Source organism: Burkholderia torrens (genome assembly GCF_984668525.1).
The window spans coordinates 400,804-421,957 of sequence record NZ_OZ480212.1; the positions used below are offsets into that span (position 1 = coordinate 400,804).

The 21,154-nt window shown below is 67.7% G+C and carries 17 protein-coding genes; 7 read left to right on the forward strand and 10 right to left on the reverse strand.

Features of this window, described 5'->3' with window-relative positions:
- Positions 1-10 precede the first annotated feature (10 nt).
- The gene (locus tag AC5LXX_RS18205; RefSeq protein ID WP_493412536.1) at positions 11-919 is read right to left on the reverse strand and encodes a LysR family transcriptional regulator; all 909 of its coding nucleotides are present in this window, start codon (positions 917-919) and stop codon (positions 11-13) included.
- Positions 920-1,046: 127 nt separating this feature from the next.
- On the opposite strand from AC5LXX_RS18205, the gene metE reads away from it, so the two are divergent.
- The gene (gene metE, locus AC5LXX_RS18210) at positions 1,047-3,341 is read left to right on the forward strand and encodes a 5-methyltetrahydropteroyltriglutamate--homocysteine S-methyltransferase (protein WP_493412537.1); all 2,295 of its coding nucleotides are present in this window, start codon (positions 1,047-1,049) and stop codon (positions 3,339-3,341) included.
- A gap of 98 nt (positions 3,342-3,439) precedes the next feature.
- Here the strand turns inward: metE and AC5LXX_RS18215 are convergent, their stop codons facing one another.
- Together AC5LXX_RS18215 and speB are read right to left on the reverse strand one after the other, a co-directional pair.
- On the reverse strand, positions 3,440-4,765 hold the full coding sequence (locus tag AC5LXX_RS18215) for an MFS transporter (protein WP_493412538.1): 1,326 nt from the start codon (positions 4,763-4,765) through the stop codon (positions 3,440-3,442).
- A 54-nt stretch (positions 4,766-4,819) separates the two neighbouring features.
- Positions 4,820-5,776, reverse strand: a complete 957-nt coding sequence (gene speB, locus AC5LXX_RS18220; RefSeq protein ID WP_039339741.1) for an agmatinase — start codon at positions 5,774-5,776, stop codon at positions 4,820-4,822.
- Positions 5,777-5,916: 140 nt separating this feature from the next.
- On the opposite strand from speB, the gene AC5LXX_RS18225 reads away from it, so the two are divergent.
- Complete coding sequence (locus tag AC5LXX_RS18225) at positions 5,917-6,828, forward strand: LysR family transcriptional regulator (protein WP_493412539.1); 912 nt, start codon at positions 5,917-5,919, stop codon at positions 6,826-6,828.
- Positions 6,829-6,893: 65 nt separating this feature from the next.
- On the opposite strand, the gene AC5LXX_RS18230 is transcribed toward AC5LXX_RS18225, so the two are convergent.
- A complete protein-coding gene (locus tag AC5LXX_RS18230; RefSeq protein WP_493412540.1) occupies positions 6,894-7,358 on the reverse strand; it encodes an Lrp/AsnC family transcriptional regulator in 465 nt (154 codons plus the stop codon).
- Between the two features lie 134 nt (positions 7,359-7,492).
- On the opposite strand from AC5LXX_RS18230, the gene AC5LXX_RS18235 reads away from it, so the two are divergent.
- The 3 genes from AC5LXX_RS18235 to AC5LXX_RS18245 all read left to right on the forward strand — a co-directional run bounded on the left by AC5LXX_RS18235 (position 7,493) and on the right by AC5LXX_RS18245 (position 11,680).
- On the forward strand, positions 7,493-8,119 hold the full coding sequence (locus AC5LXX_RS18235; RefSeq protein ID WP_493412541.1) for a LysE family translocator: 627 nt from the start codon (positions 7,493-7,495) through the stop codon (positions 8,117-8,119).
- A 218-nt stretch (positions 8,120-8,337) separates the two neighbouring features.
- Positions 8,338-9,930 carry a S53 family peptidase gene (locus tag AC5LXX_RS18240; protein ID WP_493412542.1) on the forward strand — a complete coding sequence of 531 codons (1,593 nt, stop codon included), beginning with the start codon at positions 8,338-8,340 and terminating at the stop codon, positions 9,928-9,930.
- Positions 9,931-10,003: 73 nt separating this feature from the next.
- Positions 10,004-11,680: a S10 family peptidase gene (locus tag AC5LXX_RS18245; protein WP_493412543.1), complete on the forward strand. Its 1,677-nt coding sequence runs from the start codon at positions 10,004-10,006 to the stop codon at positions 11,678-11,680.
- A 72-nt stretch (positions 11,681-11,752) separates the two neighbouring features.
- Here AC5LXX_RS18245 and nadE read toward each other — a convergent pair whose 3' ends face one another.
- From nadE to AC5LXX_RS18260, 3 genes are all read right to left on the reverse strand, one after another.
- Complete coding sequence (gene nadE, locus AC5LXX_RS18250) at positions 11,753-12,601, reverse strand: NAD(+) synthase (RefSeq protein WP_493412544.1); 849 nt, start codon at positions 12,599-12,601, stop codon at positions 11,753-11,755.
- A 211-nt stretch (positions 12,602-12,812) separates the two neighbouring features.
- On the reverse strand, positions 12,813-13,682 hold the full coding sequence (locus tag AC5LXX_RS18255) for a DMT family transporter (RefSeq protein WP_493412545.1): 870 nt from the start codon (positions 13,680-13,682) through the stop codon (positions 12,813-12,815).
- A gap of 223 nt (positions 13,683-13,905) precedes the next feature.
- The gene (locus AC5LXX_RS18260) at positions 13,906-14,091 is read right to left on the reverse strand and encodes a hypothetical protein (protein ID WP_006480515.1); all 186 of its coding nucleotides are present in this window, start codon (positions 14,089-14,091) and stop codon (positions 13,906-13,908) included.
- Positions 14,092-14,308: 217 nt separating this feature from the next.
- On the opposite strand from AC5LXX_RS18260, the gene AC5LXX_RS18265 reads away from it, so the two are divergent.
- Both AC5LXX_RS18265 and AC5LXX_RS18270 read left to right on the forward strand, forming a co-directional pair.
- Positions 14,309-15,067 carry a DeoR/GlpR family DNA-binding transcription regulator gene (locus tag AC5LXX_RS18265; protein ID WP_493412546.1) on the forward strand — a complete coding sequence of 253 codons (759 nt, stop codon included), beginning with the start codon at positions 14,309-14,311 and terminating at the stop codon, positions 15,065-15,067.
- Positions 15,068-15,172: 105 nt separating this feature from the next.
- Positions 15,173-16,966 (forward strand): phospholipase D-like domain-containing protein, encoded by a 1,794-nt coding sequence (locus AC5LXX_RS18270; RefSeq protein WP_493412547.1) that lies wholly within the window; start codon positions 15,173-15,175, stop codon positions 16,964-16,966.
- Positions 16,967-17,023: 57 nt separating this feature from the next.
- On the opposite strand, the gene AC5LXX_RS18275 is transcribed toward AC5LXX_RS18270, so the two are convergent.
- The 3 genes from AC5LXX_RS18275 to AC5LXX_RS18285 all read right to left on the reverse strand — a co-directional run bounded on the left by AC5LXX_RS18275 (position 17,024) and on the right by AC5LXX_RS18285 (position 20,817).
- On the reverse strand, positions 17,024-17,698 hold the full coding sequence (locus AC5LXX_RS18275; protein ID WP_124456267.1) for a TetR/AcrR family transcriptional regulator: 675 nt from the start codon (positions 17,696-17,698) through the stop codon (positions 17,024-17,026).
- Between the two features lie 127 nt (positions 17,699-17,825).
- Complete coding sequence (locus tag AC5LXX_RS18280) at positions 17,826-19,094, reverse strand: NAD(P)/FAD-dependent oxidoreductase (RefSeq protein WP_493412548.1); 1,269 nt, start codon at positions 19,092-19,094, stop codon at positions 17,826-17,828.
- A 142-nt stretch (positions 19,095-19,236) separates the two neighbouring features.
- Entirely contained in the window at positions 19,237-20,817 is a 1,581-nt protein-coding gene (locus AC5LXX_RS18285) for an amino acid permease (RefSeq protein WP_493412549.1), read from the reverse strand.
- Positions 20,818-21,154: the final 337 nt, after the last annotated feature.

Genomic DNA, 21,154 nt, shown 5'->3' on the forward strand with positions numbered 1-21,154 from the left:
CGGGGCGCGCCTAGCGCAGCATGCGCGGCGCGCTCCCCGTCGATTCGCGCGCCAGCGCGACGAACGCGGCCAGATAGTCGATCGATGCGTCCGCTTCGCGGATGCCGAGGAAGATCTGCTTCGCGATCCCCTTCTTGCCGAGCTTGACCGGCACGACCGCCATCCGGTCTGCATACTCGTCGGCCAGCCATCTCGGCAGCGCGGCCACGCCGCGTTCGCTTGCCACCATCTGCAACATGATGTCGGTCGTCTCGATCGACTTGTGCCGCCTCGGCACGATGCCGGCCGGCGTCAGGAACTGGTTGTAGATGTCGAGCCGGTCGGTCTCGACCGGGTACGTGATCAGGATCTCGTCGGTCAGTTGCTCGGGCGTCACGTAGTCGGCGTTCGCGAACCGGTGCGAGTCGGCGACCACCAGCACCTGCTCGTAATCGAACACGGGATCGAAGCGCAGCCCCGGCTTGTTCAGCGGATCGGGCGTGACGAGCACGTCGATGTCATAGCCGAACAGCGCGCCGATGCCGCCGAACTGGAAGCGCTGCTTTACGTCCACGTCGACGTCGGGCCAGCGCGACAGGTAGGGCGAAACGACCTTCAGCAGCCACTGGTAGCACGGGTGGCACTCCATCCCGATGCGCAGCGTGCCGCGCTCGCCCTTCGCGTACTGCTTCATCCGCTCTTCGGCGAGTTCGAACTGCGGCAGCAGCCGGTTCGCCAGCTTCAGCAGATATTGCCCGCCCTGCGTGAGCCGCAGGCCGCGGCCTTCGCGGTCCCAGATCGGCGTGCCGAGCTGCTGCTCGATTTTCCGGACGGTATGGCTGAGCGCCGATTGCGTGAGGTGCAGCGCATGGGCGGCCGCGGTCAGCGAGCCCTGGCGCTCGACTTCACGAATGACGACGAGATGGAATCGTTCCAGCATGGATTTCGCTCGCGCAACGAATGCATGAACAGTTTTAATGGATGAATGAAATAATGCCATTTTATTTCATGGTTTGAAATCCCTATGATGGCTGCCGGATCTTCAATTCTTCTCTGGACGGCAGCTTATGGTGACGACACACAACCTCGGTTTTCCGCGCATCGGCGCGAAGCGCGAACTCAAGTTCGGTCTCGAACGCTACTGGAAGGGCGAGTCGTCGCGTGACGATCTGAAGGCGCTCGGTGCCGAGCTGCGCCAGCGCCACTGGCACGACCAGCGCGATCTCGATCTCACGCCGATCGGCGATTTCGCGTTCTACGACCAGGTGCTCGACATGAGCTTCACGCTCGGCAACCTGCCGAAGCGCGTGCAGGATTTCCATGGCGACGCGCTCGACAACTATTTCCGCGTCGCGCGCGGCCGCTCGGCGCAGTCGGCGGAAGAACATGCGGCATGCTGCGGCGGTGTCGCGGCCGGTGAAATGACGAAGTGGTTCGACACGAACTACCACTACATCGTGCCGGAGTTCCACGCGGACACGAACTTCTCGCTCGACCCGTCGCGCCTGCTGCAGCAACTGGCCGAGGCAAACGCGCAGGGTGTGAACGCGAAGCCCGTGATCCTCGGCCCCGTCACGTACCTGTGGCTCGGCAAGGCGAAGGACGATTCCGATCGCCTCGCGCTGCTGCCGAAGCTGCTGCCCGTGTACGGCGCGCTGCTCGATACGCTGACCGCACAAGGTGTCGAATGGGTGCAGATCGACGAACCGATCCTCGTCACCGAGCTCGACGCCGAATGGCGCCAGGCCTTCCGCACCGCATACGCGGCGCTCGAAACACGCCGCATCAAGCTGCTGCTCGCCACGTACTTCGGCCAGCTTCAGGACAACCTGACGCTCGCGGCGTCGCTGCCGGTCGACGGCCTGCATGTCGACGCGATCAACGCACGCGACGAAATCGACGCGCTGGTGCGCGAGCTACCTGCCGAGCGCGTGCTGTCGGTGGGCGCGATCAACGGCCGCAACATCTGGAAGACGGACCTGAGCGCGACGCTCGACTGGCTCGAGCCGCTCGCGAAGCAACTGGGCGATCGGCTGTGGCTCGCGCCGTCGTGCTCGCTGCTGCACGTGCCGGTCGATCTCGCGAGCGAGGAGAAGCTCGATGCGGAAATTCGCTCGTGGCTCGCGTTCGCGCTGCAGAAGCTCGATGAGCTGAAGGTGCTCGCGACCGCGCTGAACGAAGGCCGCGACAAGGTGGCCGATGCACTTGCCGCGAACGCCGCCGCGATCGATTCGCGCCGCCGCTCGCCGCGCGTGAACAACCCGGCGGTGAAGGCCGCGATCGCGCGCATCGACGCGCAGCTCGGCAACCGCGTGAGCCCGTATCCGCAGCGTGCGTCGAGGCAGTCGGCGCGACTGAACCTGCCGGCTTTCCCGACGACGACGATCGGCTCGTTCCCGCAGACCGCCGAGATCCGCCAGGCACGCAGCCAGTTCAAGGCCGGCGCGCTGGACGAAGCCGGCTACCGCACGGCGATGCAGGCCGAGATCGCGCGCAGCGTCCGCGAACAGGAATCGCTCGAACTCGACGTGCTCGTGCACGGCGAAGCCGAGCGCAACGACATGGTCGAATACTTCGGCGAACAGCTCGACGGCTACGCGTTCAGCCAGTTCGGCTGGGTGCAGTCGTACGGTTCGCGCTGCGTGAAGCCGCCGATCCTGTTCGGCGACATCAGCCGCCCGAAGGCGATGACGGTCGAATGGATCACGTACGCGCAGTCGCTGACGAACAAGCCGATGAAGGGCATGCTGACGGGCCCCGTGACGATCCTGAACTGGTCGTTCGTGCGCGACGACCAGCCGCGCTCGGTATCGTGCTACCAGCTCGCGCTAGCGATCCGTGCGGAAGTGCTCGATCTCGAGAAGGCCGGCGTACGCGTGATCCAGATCGACGAGGCCGCGCTGCGCGAAGGCTTGCCGCTGCGCCGTGCGCAGTGGGGCGAGTACCTGAAGTGGGCGGTCGAGTCGTTCCGCATCACCGCGAACGGCGTGCAGGACGATACGCAGATCCACACGCACATGTGCTATTCGGAGTTCAACGACATCATCGCGTCGATCGCCGACATGGATGCGGACGTGATCACGATCGAGACGTCGCGCTCGGACATGGAGCTGCTCGACGCATTCGACGACTTCAAGTATCCGAACGAAATCGGGCCGGGCGTGTACGACATCCATTCGCCGAACATCCCGACGCAGGATCACATCGTCGGCCTGATGAAGAAGGCGGCCGAACGGATTCCGGCGGAACGCCTGTGGGTGAACCCGGATTGCGGCCTGAAGACGCGCCAGTGGGCGGAAGTGATTCCGGCGCTGACGAACATGGTTGCTGCCGCGAAGACATTGCGCAACCAGGTGCAGTAACGCAGCGAACGCTATGCGGCGCCGTCGCGACCGGTGACCGGACGGCAAGGAAAACGACCCGCGGAAGCGGGTCGTTTTGCGTCATGCGGGCACTTGCGTTACGCGGTGCGTGCGGCGTGCGGCAGCACGTCGTCCTGCTTGCGCGGTGCACCGGCATCGTCGATGCTGACGCGGCGCGAGATCAGCCACACGCACAGCGACGACAGCACGGCCGCGCTCGTGTACTGGATCGCGAGCGGCCACCATTGCGGTGCGGTGTTCTGCGCGATGACGGTCGCCACCAGCGGCGTGAGGCCGCCGGCGAGCGCGCCGCACACCTGGTACGCGATCGAGATCGCCGTATAGCGGATCCGCGCGACGAAGATGCCGCTCACGAAGCCCGCGACGACCGAGTAGTAACCCGATTCCGCGAGCGTCGCGAGGCCGACGCCGACCGTGATCGACACCGGCGTGCCCATGTGCACGAGCGGCAGCATCAGGAACGGGACGATCGCGGCCCATGCGCCGGTGATCAGCAGCACGCGCGTGGTGCCGAAGCGCTGCGCGAGGAACGCGGCCGCGAGCTGTACGACGAACTGCAGCACCGCGACGATCGTCATGCAATGCAGCACCATCGACCGGTCGAGCGACAGGAACTGCGTCGCATAGCCGATCATGAAGATGTTGCTGAAATACACGCCGGCGATGCCGTACACGTTCGCGCCGATCGCGAGCAGCAGCAGCGGCCAGACCTTGAGCGCTTCGCGCAGCGGTTTTTGCGCGATGTTGCCGCTCTTCTTGACTTCCTCGAACTCGGGCGATTCGGACACGCTCGCACGGATCACGAAGCCGACGATCAGCAGTACGGAACTGGCGAGGAACGGCACGCGCCAGCCCCAGCTCATCATGTCGTCCTTCGACAGCGTGCTGATCGCGCCGAACGCGAGCATCGACAGGATCAGGCCGCTCGCGCTGCCCAACTGCGCGAATGACGCGAAGAACGTGCGCTTGCCTTCGGGCGCATGTTCGCCGGCGAGCAGCACCGCGCCGCCCCATTCGCCGCCGACGGCGATGCCTTGCAGCACGCGCATCAGCACGAGCAGGATCGGTGCGATCACGCCGGCTTGCGCATGGGTCGGCAGCAGGCCGATCGCGACGGTCGACACGGCCATCAGCATCAGCGTCGCGAGCAGCGACCGCTTGCGGCCGAACCGGTCGCCGAGATAGCCGAACATCACGCCGCCGAGCGGCCGCGCGAAGAAGCCGACCGCGAACGAGCCGAACGACGCGAGCAGGCTGATGAAGCGGTTTTCGCCGGGAAAGAACAGCGGCCCGAACACGATGGCGGCGGCGGTCGCGTAGCTATAGAAGTCGTACCACTCGATCGTGGTGCCGACGAACGACGCGAGCGCCGCCCGCTTCGGTTGCTTGACGGAAGTCCCCATCTTGATGTGTGCTCCTCTGGAATCCTTTGATTTGGAATAGTGGCGGTGCCGGGATCAGTCGCGGTACGCGACGCCCGGCAGCACGCACAGCAGCTCGTACGCGAGGTTCGCGCCGAGCAGCGCCGTGGTGCCGAACGGGTCGTACGGCGGCGCGACTTCGACGAGATCGCAGCCGACGATGTTCAGCCCCTTCGCGCCGCGGATGATCTCGAGCGCCTGCGGCACCGTGAGGCCCGCGATTTCCGGCGTGCCGGTGCCCGGCGCGTAGGCCGGGTCGATGCCGTCGATGTCGAAGGTGATGTAGACGGGCGTGTCGCCGATGCGTGCGCGTACTTCTTCCATCAGCGGCGCCAGCGACTTGTTCCAGCATTCCTCGGCCTGGACGACGCGGAAGCCCTGCTCGCGGCACCAGTCGAAATCCTCGGCCGCATAGCCGGTGCCGCGCAGGCCGATCTGCGTGACCTTGTCGCCGTGCAGCAGGCCTTCCTCGACCGCGCGGCGGAACGGCGTGCCGTGCGCGATCTTTTCGCCCATCATCGTGTCGTTCACGTCGGCGTGTGCATCGACGTGGATCAATGCAACCTTGCCGTGCTTGCGGTGGATCGCGCGCAGGATCGGCAGCGCGATCGTATGGTCGCCGCCGAGCGTGATCGGCTTGCAGTCGTGCTCGAGGATCGCGTCGTACGCGGCTTCGATGCGAGCGATCGAATCGTGCAGGTTGTACGGGTTGATCGCGACGTCGCCGATGTCGGCGATCTGCAGCGAATCGAACGGCGCGGCGCGCGTGGCCATGTTGTACGGGCGCAGCAGCACGGATTCCGTGCGGATCTGGCGCGGGCCGAAGCGTGCGCCGGTGCGGTTGGACGTGCCGAGATCGAACGGCACGCCGACGAAGCAGGCGTCGAGGCCTTCGGCGCTCGCCACGTGCGGCAGGCGCATCATCGTCGCGATGCCGCCGCAGCGCGGCATTTCATTGCCGCCGAGCGGCTGGAAATGAGTGTGGTCGTTCATGGGGATGCCTCTTCCGATGTGGGGTTGCCGTATCATGCGACGCGGCCTGGCGCACAGTTTTACGCGCTCCGCCGGGAAAGAAGAATGCGAAGATATCGACGTAAACATCGATTTTCATCGATGTATGGAAGGGGATGAACGTGCTGGGGAATCTGTCGACCCTCGATCTGCGGTTGATCCGCGTGTTTCTCGCAGTCACGGACGCGGGCGGCGTATCGGCCGCGCAGGCCGTGCTGAACGTCGGGCAGTCGACGATCAGCGCGCAGCTGTCGTCGCTCGAGACGCGGCTCGGCTACCGGCTCTGCGAGCGCGGCCGCAGCGGTTTCCGGCTCACGCCGAAGGGCGAGCGGTTCCACGCGATGAGCCGCAAGCTGCTCGCGGCGCTCGACGAATTCGGGATGGCCGCGCGGCACATGGACCGCCAGCTGGTCGGCACGCTGAACATCGGCCTGATCGGCCATACGCCGGTGAGCCAGAACGCGAGGATCGCCGAGGCGATCGCCGCGTTCCGCACGCGCGACGAAGCCGTGCGCTTCTCGATTTCGGTGCGCGCGCCGGGCGACCTCGAGGAGAAGCTGCTGAGCGACGAGATCCAGATCGCGGTCGGCTACTTCTGGCACCGCGTGCCGTCGCTGCACTACACGCCGCTATTCATCGAGCGCCAGATCGCGTATTGCGGCCGCGGCCATCCGCTGTTCGACGGCGCGGGCATGCTGACGCCTGCCGATGTCGCGGGCTTCGAATGGGCGTGGCGCTCGTATCCGCTGCCGGAGGCGCAGCTGTCGACGACGCCAGACCGCGTGACCGCGACCGCCGACAACATGGAGGCCGTCGCGCTGCTGATCCTGTCCGGCCACCACCTCGGCTACCTGCCGCAGCACTTCGCGGCGCCGTATGTCGCGCAGGGGCTGCTCGCGCCGCTCAATCCGGACGAACTGCGCTATGACGTGACGTTCCACATGGTCGTCGCGCGCAACGGGCGCGGGAATCCGCTCGTGGAAGCGTTTCTCGAGGATCTCGAACGCGCGCACCAGGCGCCCGACATCGCATGACGCCGGTGCCGCCAACAATGTGAACCAGTGTTACGACGGCGCGTTTCGTCACGCCGCGCCGCGCATCATGGCACCGGCAAGCCCGCGTCGTGCTTCACCTCGCGCAGCGACAGCGCCGATTCGATCGACGTCACGCCCGGCAACGTCCGCAGCGAGTCGCGCAGGAACGTGCCGTAGTCGTCGAGGTCGCGCGCGACCACCTGCAGCAGGTAGTCGGCCGTGCCCGCGACGTTGTGGCACGCGAGGATCCGCTCGATGCCGAGCACTTCGCGTTCGAACCGGTCGGCGACCTTGCGGTCATGCGTCGCGAACCGCACGAGCACGAACGCGACGACGCCGAAGCCGAGCGCCTGCCGCGACAGCTGCGCGCGGTAGCGCTCGATGTAGCCGTCGCTTTCGAGCCGCTTGAGGCGCCGTGCGCAAGGCGTCTCGGACAGGCCGACGGATTCGGCGAGGCGCGCGATCGGCAGGCGGCCGTCGCGCTGCACCGCAGCGAGGATCGCGCGGTCGGTTTTGTCGAGCTCGGTCATCGTGACGGAATCCTTGTTTCAATTCCGTTATTGTGGAGGATTCCGCTACGTAACGCGAATCCAGAGCCAAAGATGGCCAATAATCTCTCCTCCTTCAGCGGCAACATATCGTCATTGAAGGACGGGGGCAGACCATGATTTCCACGCATTTGCTGTTGATTTATCTCGCCGCGCTCGCGGCCATCTATGCGGTGCCGGGGCCCGACATGGCGCTCGTGCTGCAGACCAGCATCGGCCGCGGCGTACGGCCGGGCATGGCGGCGGCGGCCGGGTTGTCGCTCGCGCGCACCGCGCACGTGACGCTGTCGGCGTGCGGCGTCGCGGCGCTGATCCGCAGTGCGCCGTGGCTGTACGAGGTGATCCGCTACGGCGGCGCGCTGTATCTCGCCTATGTCGCGATCCAGGTGTTCCGCTCGCCGGTGTTCGCGCTCGGCGACAGCGACGCGGCGGCGACGGCCGGCGAACTGCGGCAGTCGTTCGTGAAGGGGCTGCTGACGAACCTCCTGAACCCGAAGGCGCTGCTGTTCTGCTCGGTGCTGCTGCCGCAGTTCGTGCGGCACGAGGCCGGACCGGTCGTCCTGCAGATGTTCGAACTCGGCGCGCTGCTGGTCGCGGCCGGCGTGTGCTTCGACCTCGCGTGCGTGTTCGGCGCGTCGCGCATCGCCGCGTGGATGCGTGCGCATCCGCTCGCGCAGACCGTGCAGCGCTGGACGTTTTCGGCGGCGCTGATCGGATTCGCGCTGCGCCTTTCAATGGACTGAACGCGGTTGCCGCGCCGCTCGCCGCGTGTCGCGCGCCATGCCGGCCTTCACGCGCACGCCTTGCGGCAGAAGGGCGTGCGCGCAAATCGTCTGACTGTTCTAAACTTCCCCTAACTTCGCGCAATCGCGAATCGACTGACCGAACGGAACCGACTTCCGCCGGCTATGTCCGATTTCCTGGCTGTTCCGTGCAACGCGGTACCAAGGAGGGTCTGAACATGGCAAGGCATCTTCACGCCGACCGTGAACCCCGAATCGTCGCCGAGTCCAAGTGCCTCGGCCCGTGCGATCCGGCAGAACGCATCCACGTCACGATCATGTTGCGGCGGCAGGAAGAAGGGCAACTCGATACGTTGGTCCACCAGCTCGCCACCGGCGAAGCACAGGCGAAACCGCTGTCGCGTGAAGCGTTCGCGCAGCGTTTCTCCGCCAATCCCGACGACATCCGCAAGACCGAGGACTTCGCGCGTCATCACCAGCTCACGGTCGATCGCGTCGATCCGGTCGAGAGCGTCGTCGTGCTGTCGGGCACGATCAAGCAGTTCGAAGCCGCATTCAGCGTGAAGCTCGAGCGTTTCGAGCATCGTTCGATCGGCCAGTATCGCGGCCGCTCGGGCCCGATCGCGCTGCCCGACGATCTCGGCGACGCCGTCACGGCCGTGCTCGGCCTCGACAGCCGTCCGCAGGCGCGTCCGCACTTCCGGCTGCGCCCGCCGTTCCGGCCCGCGCGCGGCGGCGCGGCGGGCGTCACGTTCACGCCGGTCCAGCTGGCATCGCTGTACGGCTTTCCGGCTGGCGATGGCGCAGGCCAGTGCATCGCGATCGTCGAACTCGGCGGCGGCTATCGCGCGGCCGATATCCAGCAGTATTTCCGCGGGCTCGGCATCACGACGCCGCCGGCGCTCGTCGACGTGAACGTCGGCACCGGCCGCAACACGCCGACCGGCGACCCGAACGGCCCGGACGGCGAAGTCGCGCTCGACATCGAGATTGCCGGTGCGATCGCGCCGGCCGCGAAGATCGCCGTCTACTTCGCGCCGAACAGCGACGCGGGCTTCATCCAGGCCGTCAACGCGGCCGTGAGCGACACGACCAACAAGCCTTCCGTGATCTCGATCAGTTGGGGCGGCCCGGAAGCGACCTGGCAGGCGCAGTCGGCGCAGGCGTTCAACCGCGTGCTGCAGGCGGCCGCCGCGCAGGGCGTCACGGTCTGCGCGGCATCGGGCGACAGCGGCTCGGGCGACGGGTTGCAGGACGGCGCCGATCACGTGGACTTCCCCGCGTCGAGCCCGTACGTGCTCGGCTGCGGCGGCACGCAGCTCGACGCGCTGCCGGGGCAGGGCATCCGCAGCGAGGTCGCGTGGAACGACGAGGCAGCCGGCGGCGGCGCGGGTGGCGGCGGCGTCAGCACGCTGTTCGACGTGCCGGCGTGGCAGCAGGGGCTCGCGGTCACGCTCGCCGACGGCAGCCGCACGCCGCTCGCGAAACGCGGCGTGCCCGACGTGGCCGGCGATGCATCGCCGCAGACGGGCTACGAGATATCGGTCGCCGGCACGGCCGCGGTGATGGGCGGCACGAGCGCGGTCGCGCCGCTGTGGGCCGCGCTGATCGCGCGGATCAATGCGGCGGCCGGCGCATCGGCCGGCTGGATCAATCCGGTGCTGTACAAGAATCCGGGCGCGCTGCGCGACATCACGAAGGGATCGAACGGCACCTATGCGGCCGCCTCCGGCTGGGACGCGTGCACGGGCCTCGGCAGCCCGAACGGCGCGCAGCTCGCCACGATCCTCGCGCGCAAGCCGTCGAGCTGACGCGCGGGCATACGCCTTTCCGTTCGACGCGGGTGTCCTGCCCGCGTCTTCTTTCACCTCCAGGAGCAGCACGATGGGCATCGATTCCGCATCTTCCGGCGGCGTGTATCCGCTGCATCACGGCGACCACAATTCGCATGGCGTGCCGCCGACCGTCAACCCGGTCGCGCTGAGCCACGGCCGCGACCAGCCGTTCTTCGATCCGGTCGCGTACGGCAACGGCCCCGACGATTCGGTGACCGACACGACCGAGGCGGCCGCGATCACGCATCACACGATCCTGATCGACGGCAAGCGCATCGCGTACACGGCGACGGCCGGCCACCTCGTGACGGTCGACCCGAGCAGTTCGCAGCCGGCCGCGAAGCTTTTCTACGTCGCATTCACGGCCGACGGCGCGAAGGAAGAAACGCGCCCGGTGACGTTCTTCTACAACGGCGGCCCCGGTTCGTCGTCGGTGTTCGTGCTGCTCGGCTCGTTCGCGCCGAAGCGCATCAAGACGTCGATGCCGGGTTTTACGCCGCCCGCGCCGTACCAGATGGAAGACAACCCGGACAGCATGATCGACCACAGCGATCTCGTGTTCATCAACCCGGTCGGCACCGGCTATTCGGCGGCCGTCGCGCCGAACAAGAACCGCAACTTCTGGGGCGTCGACCAGGATGCGGATTCGCTCAAGCAGTTCATCAAGCGCTACCTGACGAAGAACAACCGCTGGAATTCGCCGAAGTACCTGTTCGGCGAGTCGTACGGCACCGCGCGCAGCTGCGTGCTCGCGTACAAGCTGCACGAGGACGGTGTCGACCTGAACGGCGTCACGCTGCAGTCGTCGATCCTCGACTACCGGCAGGCCGGCAACCCGGTCGGCGCGCTGCCGACCGCCGCGGCCGACGCGTGGTACCACAAGAAGCTCGGCGTCACGCCCGCGCCGACCGACCTCGGCGCGTTCGTCGAGGAAGTCGCGCAGTTCGCGCGCACCGACTACCTGAAGGCGCTGCGCACGCTTCCGCATGCGGACCCGGCGGCCGTGCAGAAACTGTCGCAATACACGGGCATCGACACGGCGACGCTGCAATCGTGGAGTCTCGACGTCGCAGGCTACGACACGCGCGGCAATTCGCTGTTCCTGACGACGCTGCTGCATGCGCAGGGGCTCGCGCTCGGCTCGTACGACGGCCGCGTGACCGGGATCTCGTCGGGTATCGCCGGCAAGATCGACCCGAACTCGGGCGGCAACGATCCGACGATGACGGCCGTGACGGGCGTTTATACGGCGATGTGGAACAGCTACCTGAACGAGCAGCTGAAGTTCACGTCGAATTCCGCGTTCACCGACCTGAACGACCAGGCGTTCCGGAACTGGGATTTCAGCCACATCGACCCGACCGGCGCGCAGCAGGGCATCGATGCACAGGGGAACGTGATTCTCTATACGGCCGGCGATCTCGCCGCGGTGATGGCGTTGAACGTCGACCTGAAGGTGTTGTCGGCGAATGGCTTGTACGATTTCGTCACGCCGTTCTACCAGACCGTGATCGACCTGCAGCAGATGCCGCTGGAGGACCTGAAGGTGCGGCAGAACCTGTCGGCGCGGTTCTATCCGTCGGGGCACATGGTGTATCTCGACGGCGGCTCGCGCACCGCGCTCAAGCGCGACCTCGCGACGATGTACGACGCGACGGTCAGCGATACGGGTGCGCGGATGCGGATTCGCGCATTGCAGGCGAAGAAGACGGGCGGGCACGCGTAGCGTCGCCCGTCGCAGGGGGGCCGCGCGCAGCCTTGACGGCTCGCGCGCGGTATTTCAGCCGCAGCGGCCGGCTTACGCGGCCGGCCAGTCGAACGGCGTGTACGGCAGCGCGCGCTTGTGGCGCGAACCGTCGTAGAAGCGCAGCACCGTTTCGTACACGCGGTCTTCAACCGGCTTGCCTTCGAGGAAATCGTCGATCTCGTCGTAGGTCACGCCGTACGCGTGCTCGTCGGGCCGCAGCGGGCGCAGTTCCTCGAGGTCGGCCGTCGGCACCTTCATCACGATCAGTTCCTCGCCGCCGAGCGCACGTGCGACCGCACGCACGCGACGCTTGCTCAGGCCCGCGAGCGGCAGGATGTCCGCACCGCCGTCGCCGAACTTCGTGAAGAAACCCATCAGCGATTCGGCCGCATGGTCGGTACCGATCACGATGCCGCGCCGCGCGCCGGCCACCGCGTACTGCGCGATCATGCGCTCGCGCGCCTTGATGTTGCCGTGCACGAAATCCTGCTGCGCCGGCGTTTCGAATGCGTGGCCGGAGGCGACCAGCGAGCGCAGCATCGCGTCGGCGGCCGGCTTCACGTCGACCGTCAAGACCTCGTCCGCGCGCACGAACGCGAGCGCGCGTTGCGCATCTTCTTCGTCGTTCTGCACGCCGTTCGGCAAGCGCATCGCGATGAAGCGCGCATCGTAGCCGCCGGCGCGCAGGTGCTCGACCGACAGTTGCGCGAGCCGGCCGGCCGTCGACGAATCGACGCCGCCGCTGATGCCGAGCACGTAGGTCCGCAGGCCGGTCGAACGCAGGTACTGCGCGAGGAACTCGACGCGTCGGGTGATTTCGGCTTCGGCGTCGAAGTGCGGGGCGACGTTCAGTTCGGCAATGATCGCGCGTTGGCGGCTGGCGTAATCGGCGGATGTCATGAAGGAAGTTCCGGAACGAAATGCAAGGCGCTCATCATAAGCGCAATCGCGGCGCGCCGCCGCGCCGGGCGTGCGTTGCGGCGGTTTCGCGTTGCATCGGCGAGACGCGCTGCCTCGCCATGGTGCACGGCGCGCCGGGCGGGTGCAGGACGCCGCGCGACGGGCATCCGCGCTCGCCCTTTCGACGGGGATGCCGACCGGATGGCCGAGATCAGCGCCGTGCGAGCACGACACCCACCAGCGCGAGCGCGAAGCCGGCGAGCTGGATCGCCGCGAGCGTTTCGCCGAACAGCCAGTAGCCCTGCAGCGCGGCCAGCGGCGGCGCGAGGAACAGCAGCGACGTCGCGCGCGCCGCATTGCCGCGGCGCAGCATCCACATCAGCATCGTGACCGCGCCGCCGGACAGGAACACGACGCCCCACACCAGCGACACCCACAGCGCCGGCGCGCCGATCCAGCGTGTTTCATGAAGCAGCGCGACGAAGACGGCCGCGACGAGCGCCGCGCCGAAGTTCTGCACGGCAACCGCCGTGCGCAGGTCGCTCTGCGCGAGCTTGCCTTTCTGGTACAGCGAGCCGGCCGTGATCGACCCGACCGCCAGGACCGACACGGCGACGACGAGCCATGCAGGCGCCGCGCCCTGCGGCGGCGCGACGCCGCCCGTGACCTTCGGTGCCAGCACGAGCGCGACGCCGGCGAGCCCGAGCGCCATCCCGAACCAGCCGCGCCTGGGCAGGCGTTCGTTGAACAGCGGGACGGCGAGCACGGCGGTGGCGAGCGGCTGCAGCGCGCCGAGCAGTGCCATGACACCGGCGTTCAACCCTTGCGCGACGGCCCAGTAGCTCGCGCCGAGATAGACGCCCTGCAGCAGCGCGCCCGCGATCAGGTGGCGCGGCCATTCGCGGCGGGCCGGCCATGGTGCGCGCGCGACGAGCGCCACGGCGCCGAACAGCACGGCGGTGCCCGCGAAACGCGCGAGCAGGAACAGGTTGGGATCGGCGTAGGGCTTGATTGCCCGCGCAACGATGAAGCCGGTGGACCACAGCGCGACGAACGCGGCGGCGACGATCGAGGTAAGCATGCGTGACGGGCCGCGACGCGGCCGGACAGAACCAGGAAGTCCGCCAGTATCGGGGGAAGCGGTGCCGGCGTCTTGTCGAATCCTGCACTCGTGCCGCGTGATGCGTGGCGTTGGCCGGTGGTCATGGTGCGCCGGGTTGGCGGCGCGGATAGGGATGGGTGCCGCGCCGCACGATGCGGCGCGGGCTGCCGCGAAGCCGCGGCGATCTGCCGAATCGGCGGAATCAGTCGATCGAGAACGTGTCGAGCGGCTGGTTCGCGCGCGCGTCGGTCGCGAAACGCGCGGCGAGCTGTTCGTAGAGCCGGCGCGCCTCGTCGAGCGTCAGGTCGATCCAGTACGGATCGCCGGCCGCGTCGTTGAGGCGTTCGGGCGGAAACTGGATTTCGATCACACTGCCTTTGCGATACATGGCGCGAGCCCCTTTGCTTGATCTGTCGTTCGGCGAAACGCAAAGTGTAGCAACCGGCATCGCGCCGATTCGCGCGCGTCAGGCAATACAGAATTTCGCTTTCGGGAAACGCGGCCGGCCCCGGCCGACCCCGTTTCGCGCCGCCGTCAAATGCCGGTCAAACGACCGTAATACAATGGCCGGCTTACCCATTACAGTCGCCTCGGGCGCACACGCGATGCTGGCGGAACAACGTCATCAATACATCCTGTCAGAGCTCGGACGGTCGGGCGCGCTGTCGGTCGCGGAACTCGTCCGTTCGCTCGACGTGTCGCGCGAGACGATCAGGCGCGACCTGAACGCGCTGGCCGCGCGCGGCCTGCTCGTGATGACGCACGGCGGCGCGCTGGCCGCGGATCGCCGCGAGCCGAGCCTGTCCGAGCGCGAAGCCGCGAACGCCGAAGCGAAGCGCACGATCGGGCGGCGCGCGGCCGAATTCGTGCCCGACGATGCATCGGTGCTGATCGATTCGGGCAGCACGCCGCATGCGGTCGCGCTTGCCCTCGCAGACCGGCACCGGCTGTCGATCTACACGAACGACTGGCGTACCGCGTTCGTGCTCGCGCGGCGCAACGGCAACCGCGTGACGCTGCTCGGCGGCGAGCTGTCCGACGACGAGGACGCCACCTTCGGGCTCGACACGATCCACCAGCTCGCGCAATACCACGTCGATTTCGCGTTCGTCGGCGCCGGCGGCATCACGCCCGACGGCGAATGCACCGACTACTCGCGGCTCGCGGCCGAAGTGCGCAGCAGGATGATTGCGGCGGCCGGCACGGCGATCATCGTCGCCGACCATTCGAAATTCGGCCGCGTGACGCCGGTGCGGATCAACGGCACAGGTGCCGCCCGCTATCTCGTGACCGAGCGCGCGCCCGACAAGGCCGTGCGCCGCGCGCTGACCGCACGCGGGATCGAACTGCTCGTGTGCGACTGACGCGCGTCCGACATACAAGGTTCATCGAACCGTCATTCCGCGGGAAGAACCGCCGTCAACACTGACCCATTCATCTCGACCGGCCGTCAGGCCAGGGAGCAACGAATGACCGTCAGCGTGCGCAGCTATCTTTCCCCCACCTTGGTCCTGCTGGCCTTCGACTGGCCCGATGCGGCGTCGCGGTCCGATTTCCTCGGCTTCGCGATCCGGCGCACGCCGGGCTTCTGGTCGGCCGACGGCAAGACGCGTGCGCCGGACAGCTGGCTGCCGAACCGCCTGACGTTCGACGGCCCGGCCGCCGACACGCAGGGCGACGCACCGACCGACCAGGCGCCGATCCAGAAATTCATGTGGTGGGATGCGCGTATCGATCCTCAGGACCGCGGTGCGTCGTTCCGCTACGACGTCTACCCGGTCGTCGGCACGCCGGCGAACCTGCAGGTGCTCGACGCGCAGGCCGGCGTGTGCGATGTCGTGCTGCCCGCGCACATCGAGGACGGCATCGGTACGTGGTTCAACCGCGCGGTGGTCAGCTCGCAGGCGTTCTCGAAGCAGGTCGCGGCGCTGGGCCTCGAGCCGAACGAGGCGCCGGGCGCGGCGCAGGCGCTGAAGCTGCGCACCTGGCTCGCGAACGACTTGGAGCAGGTGTTCGCGGAGATGCTCGACCCCGCGTCGCGCGCGGCGTCGGCCGTCTATCACCTGACCGACACGCTGTGGGCGCTGCCCGCGTTCGAGGCATTCGGGCGCAAGCACGGCGAAGCGTCGCTCGCGATCGTCTATGACGCGCACACCACGGCGCGCAAGGGCAAGCCGCCGCTGCCGTCGCCGAACCAGCCGGCCGTCGACGCGCTGCAGGGCCTCGCGACGCTCGCGCCGCGCGACAAGACACACATCATGCACGACAAGTTCATCGTGACCGACGCACCGTCGAATCCGGCGCCCGCGCGCGTGTTGACGGGTTCCGCGAACTTCACGACCGAGGGGCTGACCGAGCAGGCCAACGTGCTGCACGCCTTCGACTCGCCCGCGCTGGCCGCGCTGTACAACGACCGCGCGCATGCGCTGGCCGGGAATCCGTCGATTACGGAGACGGCGAAGCTGACGTCGGGCTGGTCGGCGCCGATGACGATCGGCAGCGCGCAGGTGCGCGTCGCGTTTTCGCCGGAGCCGGCGGGGCAGCGCACGGAGATCGACACGATCGTCGCCGCGATCGCGGCCGCGAAGCATTCGGTGTCGTTCTGCTTGTTCATGCCGACCGACGCGGCGCTGCGCGACGCCTGTTTCGCGGCCGGCGACCGCGGGCTGATGATGTTCGGGCTGGTGAACAGGATCAACGTCGGCAGTGCGACGAAGGCCGATACCGCGCAGCAGGCGGGCCAGGCGCTCGATGCGGCGACGCTCGCGAACCTCGAGCTGTATCACCGCAGCCGCGACAACCACGACGTGATCGATGCCGCGTATTTCTCGCCGGCCACCGTGCCGCAGGGCTTCACGCCGGAACTGCGGCTCTTTCCGGGCGAGCCGGCGCCGGCCTTTCCGCCCGTCGTGATCCACCACAAGTTCATCGTGATCGATGCGGAGGGTGCGCATCCGGTCGTCTATACGGGCTCGGCGAACATGAGCCGCAATTCGGAGCAATACAACGACGAGAATCTGCTCGAGATCCGCGACCAGCGGATCGCGGCGATCTATCTCGCGGAATTCCTGCGGCTCTACGAGCACTATCGCGCACGGGCGCTGGCGATCAACGCGAAGCAGCACGGCACGGATGCCGGGACGGGCGCGCATGCGCGGCTCGCGCTCGCGCCCGATTCGAGCTGGGCGAAGAAGTATTACGTGGCGGGAAGCCCGGAAGAGAAGGCGCGGATCGCGCTGGCGTCGACCGCGCCGACGGACTGACGCGCTGAAGCGCGAGGGGCGCGGATGGCGCGTGCCGCGGCCGGCGGTAATCGCTGCTTACGCGGCGACGTAGCGCAGCACGGCGTCGGCGATCGTGTCGCGATGCCGCGCGCGCAGGCGCGGCGCCGACGGATCGCGGCCGAACGCGGCGCCGAACGTGTAGCGGTTCGACACGCGGTGGAAGCAGAACGAGCTGATCAACAGGTGCAGGTCGAAGGCGTCGATGTCCTTGCGGAACACGCCGCTGGCCGCTCCGCGCTCGACCAGTTCCTCGAGCGTCTTGATGATGCTGACGTTGCGGTTCTTGAACGACTTCAGCTGTTCGACATACTTCGCGCCGTGGATGTTCTCGATCGACACGAGGCGGACGAAGTCGCGATGCTTGTCGTGATAGTCGAACGTGAATTCGACGAGGCGGCGCATGCCTTCGCGCGGCTCCATGTCGCCGACGTGCAGTTCCTGCTCGAGCGCGCGGATGTCGCCGTACACCTTCTCCAGCACGGCCTCGTACAGGCCTTCCTTGCTTTCGAAGTAGTAGTAGAGCATGCGCTTCGTCGTGTTCGTGCGCTCGGCGATCGCGTCGACGCGCGCACCGGCGAGGCCCATCGCAGAGAATTCCTGCGTGGCGACATCGAGGATGTTGCGCTTGGTTTGCTCGGGATCGTATTTACGCCGCGCTTCGGACGCAAGCGCGCGGGTATCGGACGTGGCGGCCTTGCTTCCTGCTTTCATGTGACTTTGTTGTGGCTTCGCGGCGGCTTGGAAAAGGCATTCTAGCATGCGGGAAATCGCCGCCCGGCCGACCTTCCGCTCTAATCGGCAAGGCCGCCCGGCGGGCCGTTTCCGCTGCCGCGGCCGCTCAGCGGCGGCAGGACGCGAGTGCGTCGCGGGCCTGGTACGCGGTGTACGTGAGCTGCGCGGCGGCGAGGCCGGCCAGCCCGAACGTGCGCGTGAGCCCGAACGCGGCGAAGCCGTCCGGCACCGGCCGGCCTTCGGCCAGCGCGGCGGCGAGCGCTTCGCCGGCCACCGTGGTCGGCGCCATTCCGTGGCCGCCGAACGCGATCGCGTGCCACACGCCGTCCGCGTCGCGCCCGATCTGCGGCATCTTGTGCCGCGCGTAGCTCATCAGCCCGCCCCACGCGTAGTCGACCTTCACGCCTTCCAGTTGCGGATACACGCGCAGCAGGTCGCGCCGCAGCAGGCGCGCGATCGCGTCGGGACCGCGGTCGAGCACCGAGATCCGGCCGCCCCACAGGATCCGCGTGTCCTTCAGCGGGCGGTAGTAGTCGAACGCGAAACGCGTGTCGTAGATCGCGTACGGCGCGTCGATCGCGTCGGGCAGCCGCGTGCCGAGCGGTTCGGTCGCGATCACGTAGGTCGCGATCGGCAGCACCGCGCGCTCGATGCGCGGCGACACGCCGCGCGCGTAACCGCCGCCGGCGAACACGACGTCCTTTGCGCGCACCGCACCCTGCGCCGTGCGCACGACGTACCCGGCGCCTTCGCGCGCGATGCCGAGCGCCGCCGAGCGTTCATACACGCATGCGCCGCCGCGCGACGCGGCCGCTGCGACGCCGAGCACGTACTTGAGCGGATGGAAGTGGAACGCGTTCGGCTCGAACAGGCCGCCGTAGTAGCGTTGCGTCTTCAGCCGCTCGCGCAGCGCGCCGGTCGGGACGGGTTCCCAGTCGACGCCGAGTTCGTTCTTCATCAGCGTGCGCACGCCGTCGAGCCGCGACGGGTCGTCGAACCAGTTCGCCAGCATCACGCCCTGGTCGACGATGTCGCAATCGATGCCATAACGTGCAATGCGCGTGCGGATCAGGTCGACCGCATCGACGGTGAGCCGGTACAGCCGGCGCCCTTCGTCGCGGCCGAGCGTGCGCAGCAGGTCGGCGTTGTCGAGGCTGTAGCCGCCGAACACGAAGCCGCCGTTGCGGCCCGACGCGCCGAAGCCGACCCGTTCGCTGTCGAGCACGACGACGTCGCGCACGCCGCGCTCGACGAGGCCGAGCGCCGTGCACAGGCCGGCGAGGCCGCCGCCGACGATGCAGACCTGCGTGTCGATCGTGCCGGTCAGTTGCGGGTAGGGCTGGCGGGTAACGGTGGCTTCGTAGAAGTTCTGCATGCGATTTCGATGATTCGTGACGGCGGAGAAACGGACGGCGCGCGTCGATCTTGCCTGAACGCGCGCGCCGCGTCGAATGGGGGTTGTCAGGGGCCGGCCGCCGCGGTCGGGCGGCAGCCGGCGCGAAGCGTGACGTCAGGCTTCAGGCGCCCGGCGTCGGGTTGGCCGGGCGCGCGACGTAGCCCGCGTAGCCGGTGTCGGCCTGCGGCGCGGTTTCGGGCGTCGCGTTGCGTTCGATCCACGGCGCGATCTCCATGTCTTCGTAGCGCACGAGGCGGCATTTGCGCACGACCGCATAGCCGAGCCAGATCGCGAGGAAGAACGGCAGGCCGATGTAGGTCGCAGCGACGCCGACCCAGTCGATCTTGTCGGAGAGGAACGCCTGGTAGTCCTGGCCGAGCGCGACGATCGCGCACAGCGCGAACGCGAACAGCGGGCCGAACGGGAACCACTTCGACCGGTACGGCAGCTGGTCGAGCCGGTAGCCCTGCTTCAGGAAGCCCTTGCGGAACCGGTAGTGGCTGACCGCGATGCCGAGCCACGTGATGAAGCCGGCCATGCCCGACGTGTTCAGCAGCCACATGTACACGGTCTTGTCGCCGTACAGCGACGTGAGGAAGCACAGCGCGCCGACGGCGGTGGTCGCATACAGTGCGTTGCGCGGCACGCCGCCCGGCGACAGCTTCGCGAACAGCTTCGGCGCGCGGCCTTCGACCGCGAGGTTGAAGAGCATCCGCGTCGACGCGTACATGCCCGAGTTGCCGGCCGACAGCACGGCCGTCAGGATCACCGCGTTCATCACGCCGGCCGCGAAGGCGAGGCCCGCGTGGCGGAACACCAGCGTGAACGGGCTCACGCCGATGTCGGTCACGTCGCTTTTCAGCAGGCTCGGGTCGGTATAGGGAATCAGCACGCCGATCACGAAGATCGCGAACACGTAGAACAGCAGGATGCGCCAGAAGATCTGGCTCACCGCGCGCGGAATCGTCGTGCGCGGGTTCTCCGATTCACCGGCCGCGACGCCGATCATCTCGGTGCCCTGGAACGAGAAGCCCGCGATCATCGCGACGCCGAGCATCGTCGCCCAGCCGCCGGCGAACGGTGCGTCGCCGATCGTGAAGTTGCCCCAGCCGGCGCTCGGGCCGCCCTGCATGATCCCGAAGATCATCAGCAGGCCGACGCCGACGAACGCGAGCACCGTCAGCACCTTGATCAACGCGAACCAGTATTCGGCTTCGCCAAAGCCGCGTACCGACAGCGCGTTGAGCGCGAAGATCAATGTGAGGAACAGCGCGCTCCACCAGACGCCCGGCACATGCGGGAACCAGTAGCCCATCACGAGCTGCCCGGCGACGAGTTCCACCGCGATCGTCACGGCCCAGCTGTACCAGTAGTTCCAGCCGAGCGCGAAGCCGAAGCCTTCGTCGACGAACTTCGCGCCGTAGGTCGCGAACGAACCCGACACCGGCATGAACGCAGCCATCTCGCCGAGGCTCGTCATCAGGAAATAGACCATCAGGCCGATCACCATGTACGCGAGCATCGCGCCGCCGGGGCCGGCCTGCGAGATCGACGCGCCGGACGCGACGAACAGGCCCGTGCCGATCGAGCCGCCGATCGCGATCATTCGCAGATGGCGGGCCTGGAGCGCACGGTGGAGGGACGGCTTCGCGGGCGGCGAGCCGGAAGGACGGGGCGAATCGGGGCGGGCATCTGAATGCATGGCGGGCGCTGGGCGCTGTCTCCGGGATTGTTTTTCGGTGACGAAGCGCGACGCGTTGCCGGGCGCGGGCCGGGCAGCGGTGATACGGTGCGAAACGGGCCCGATGAACCGGGCCGCGATGCGTGTCGCGTTCGTCTGGCGTCCGGCTGCCCTAGCGGCGGCCGGCGGCGCGCCGGGTGCGCTGCACCTCGACGCCGCCCCGATTGTGTGTGCCCGATGCGCGGCGGGCAAACGATATTTCCGAACAGGGTGATGCAGGTTTGTCATCAACTTGCATCGTGTCGCGACGCGTCCCGAACCCCGGTTGCTGGCTTTGGAGGCGTCCCAAATCGGCACG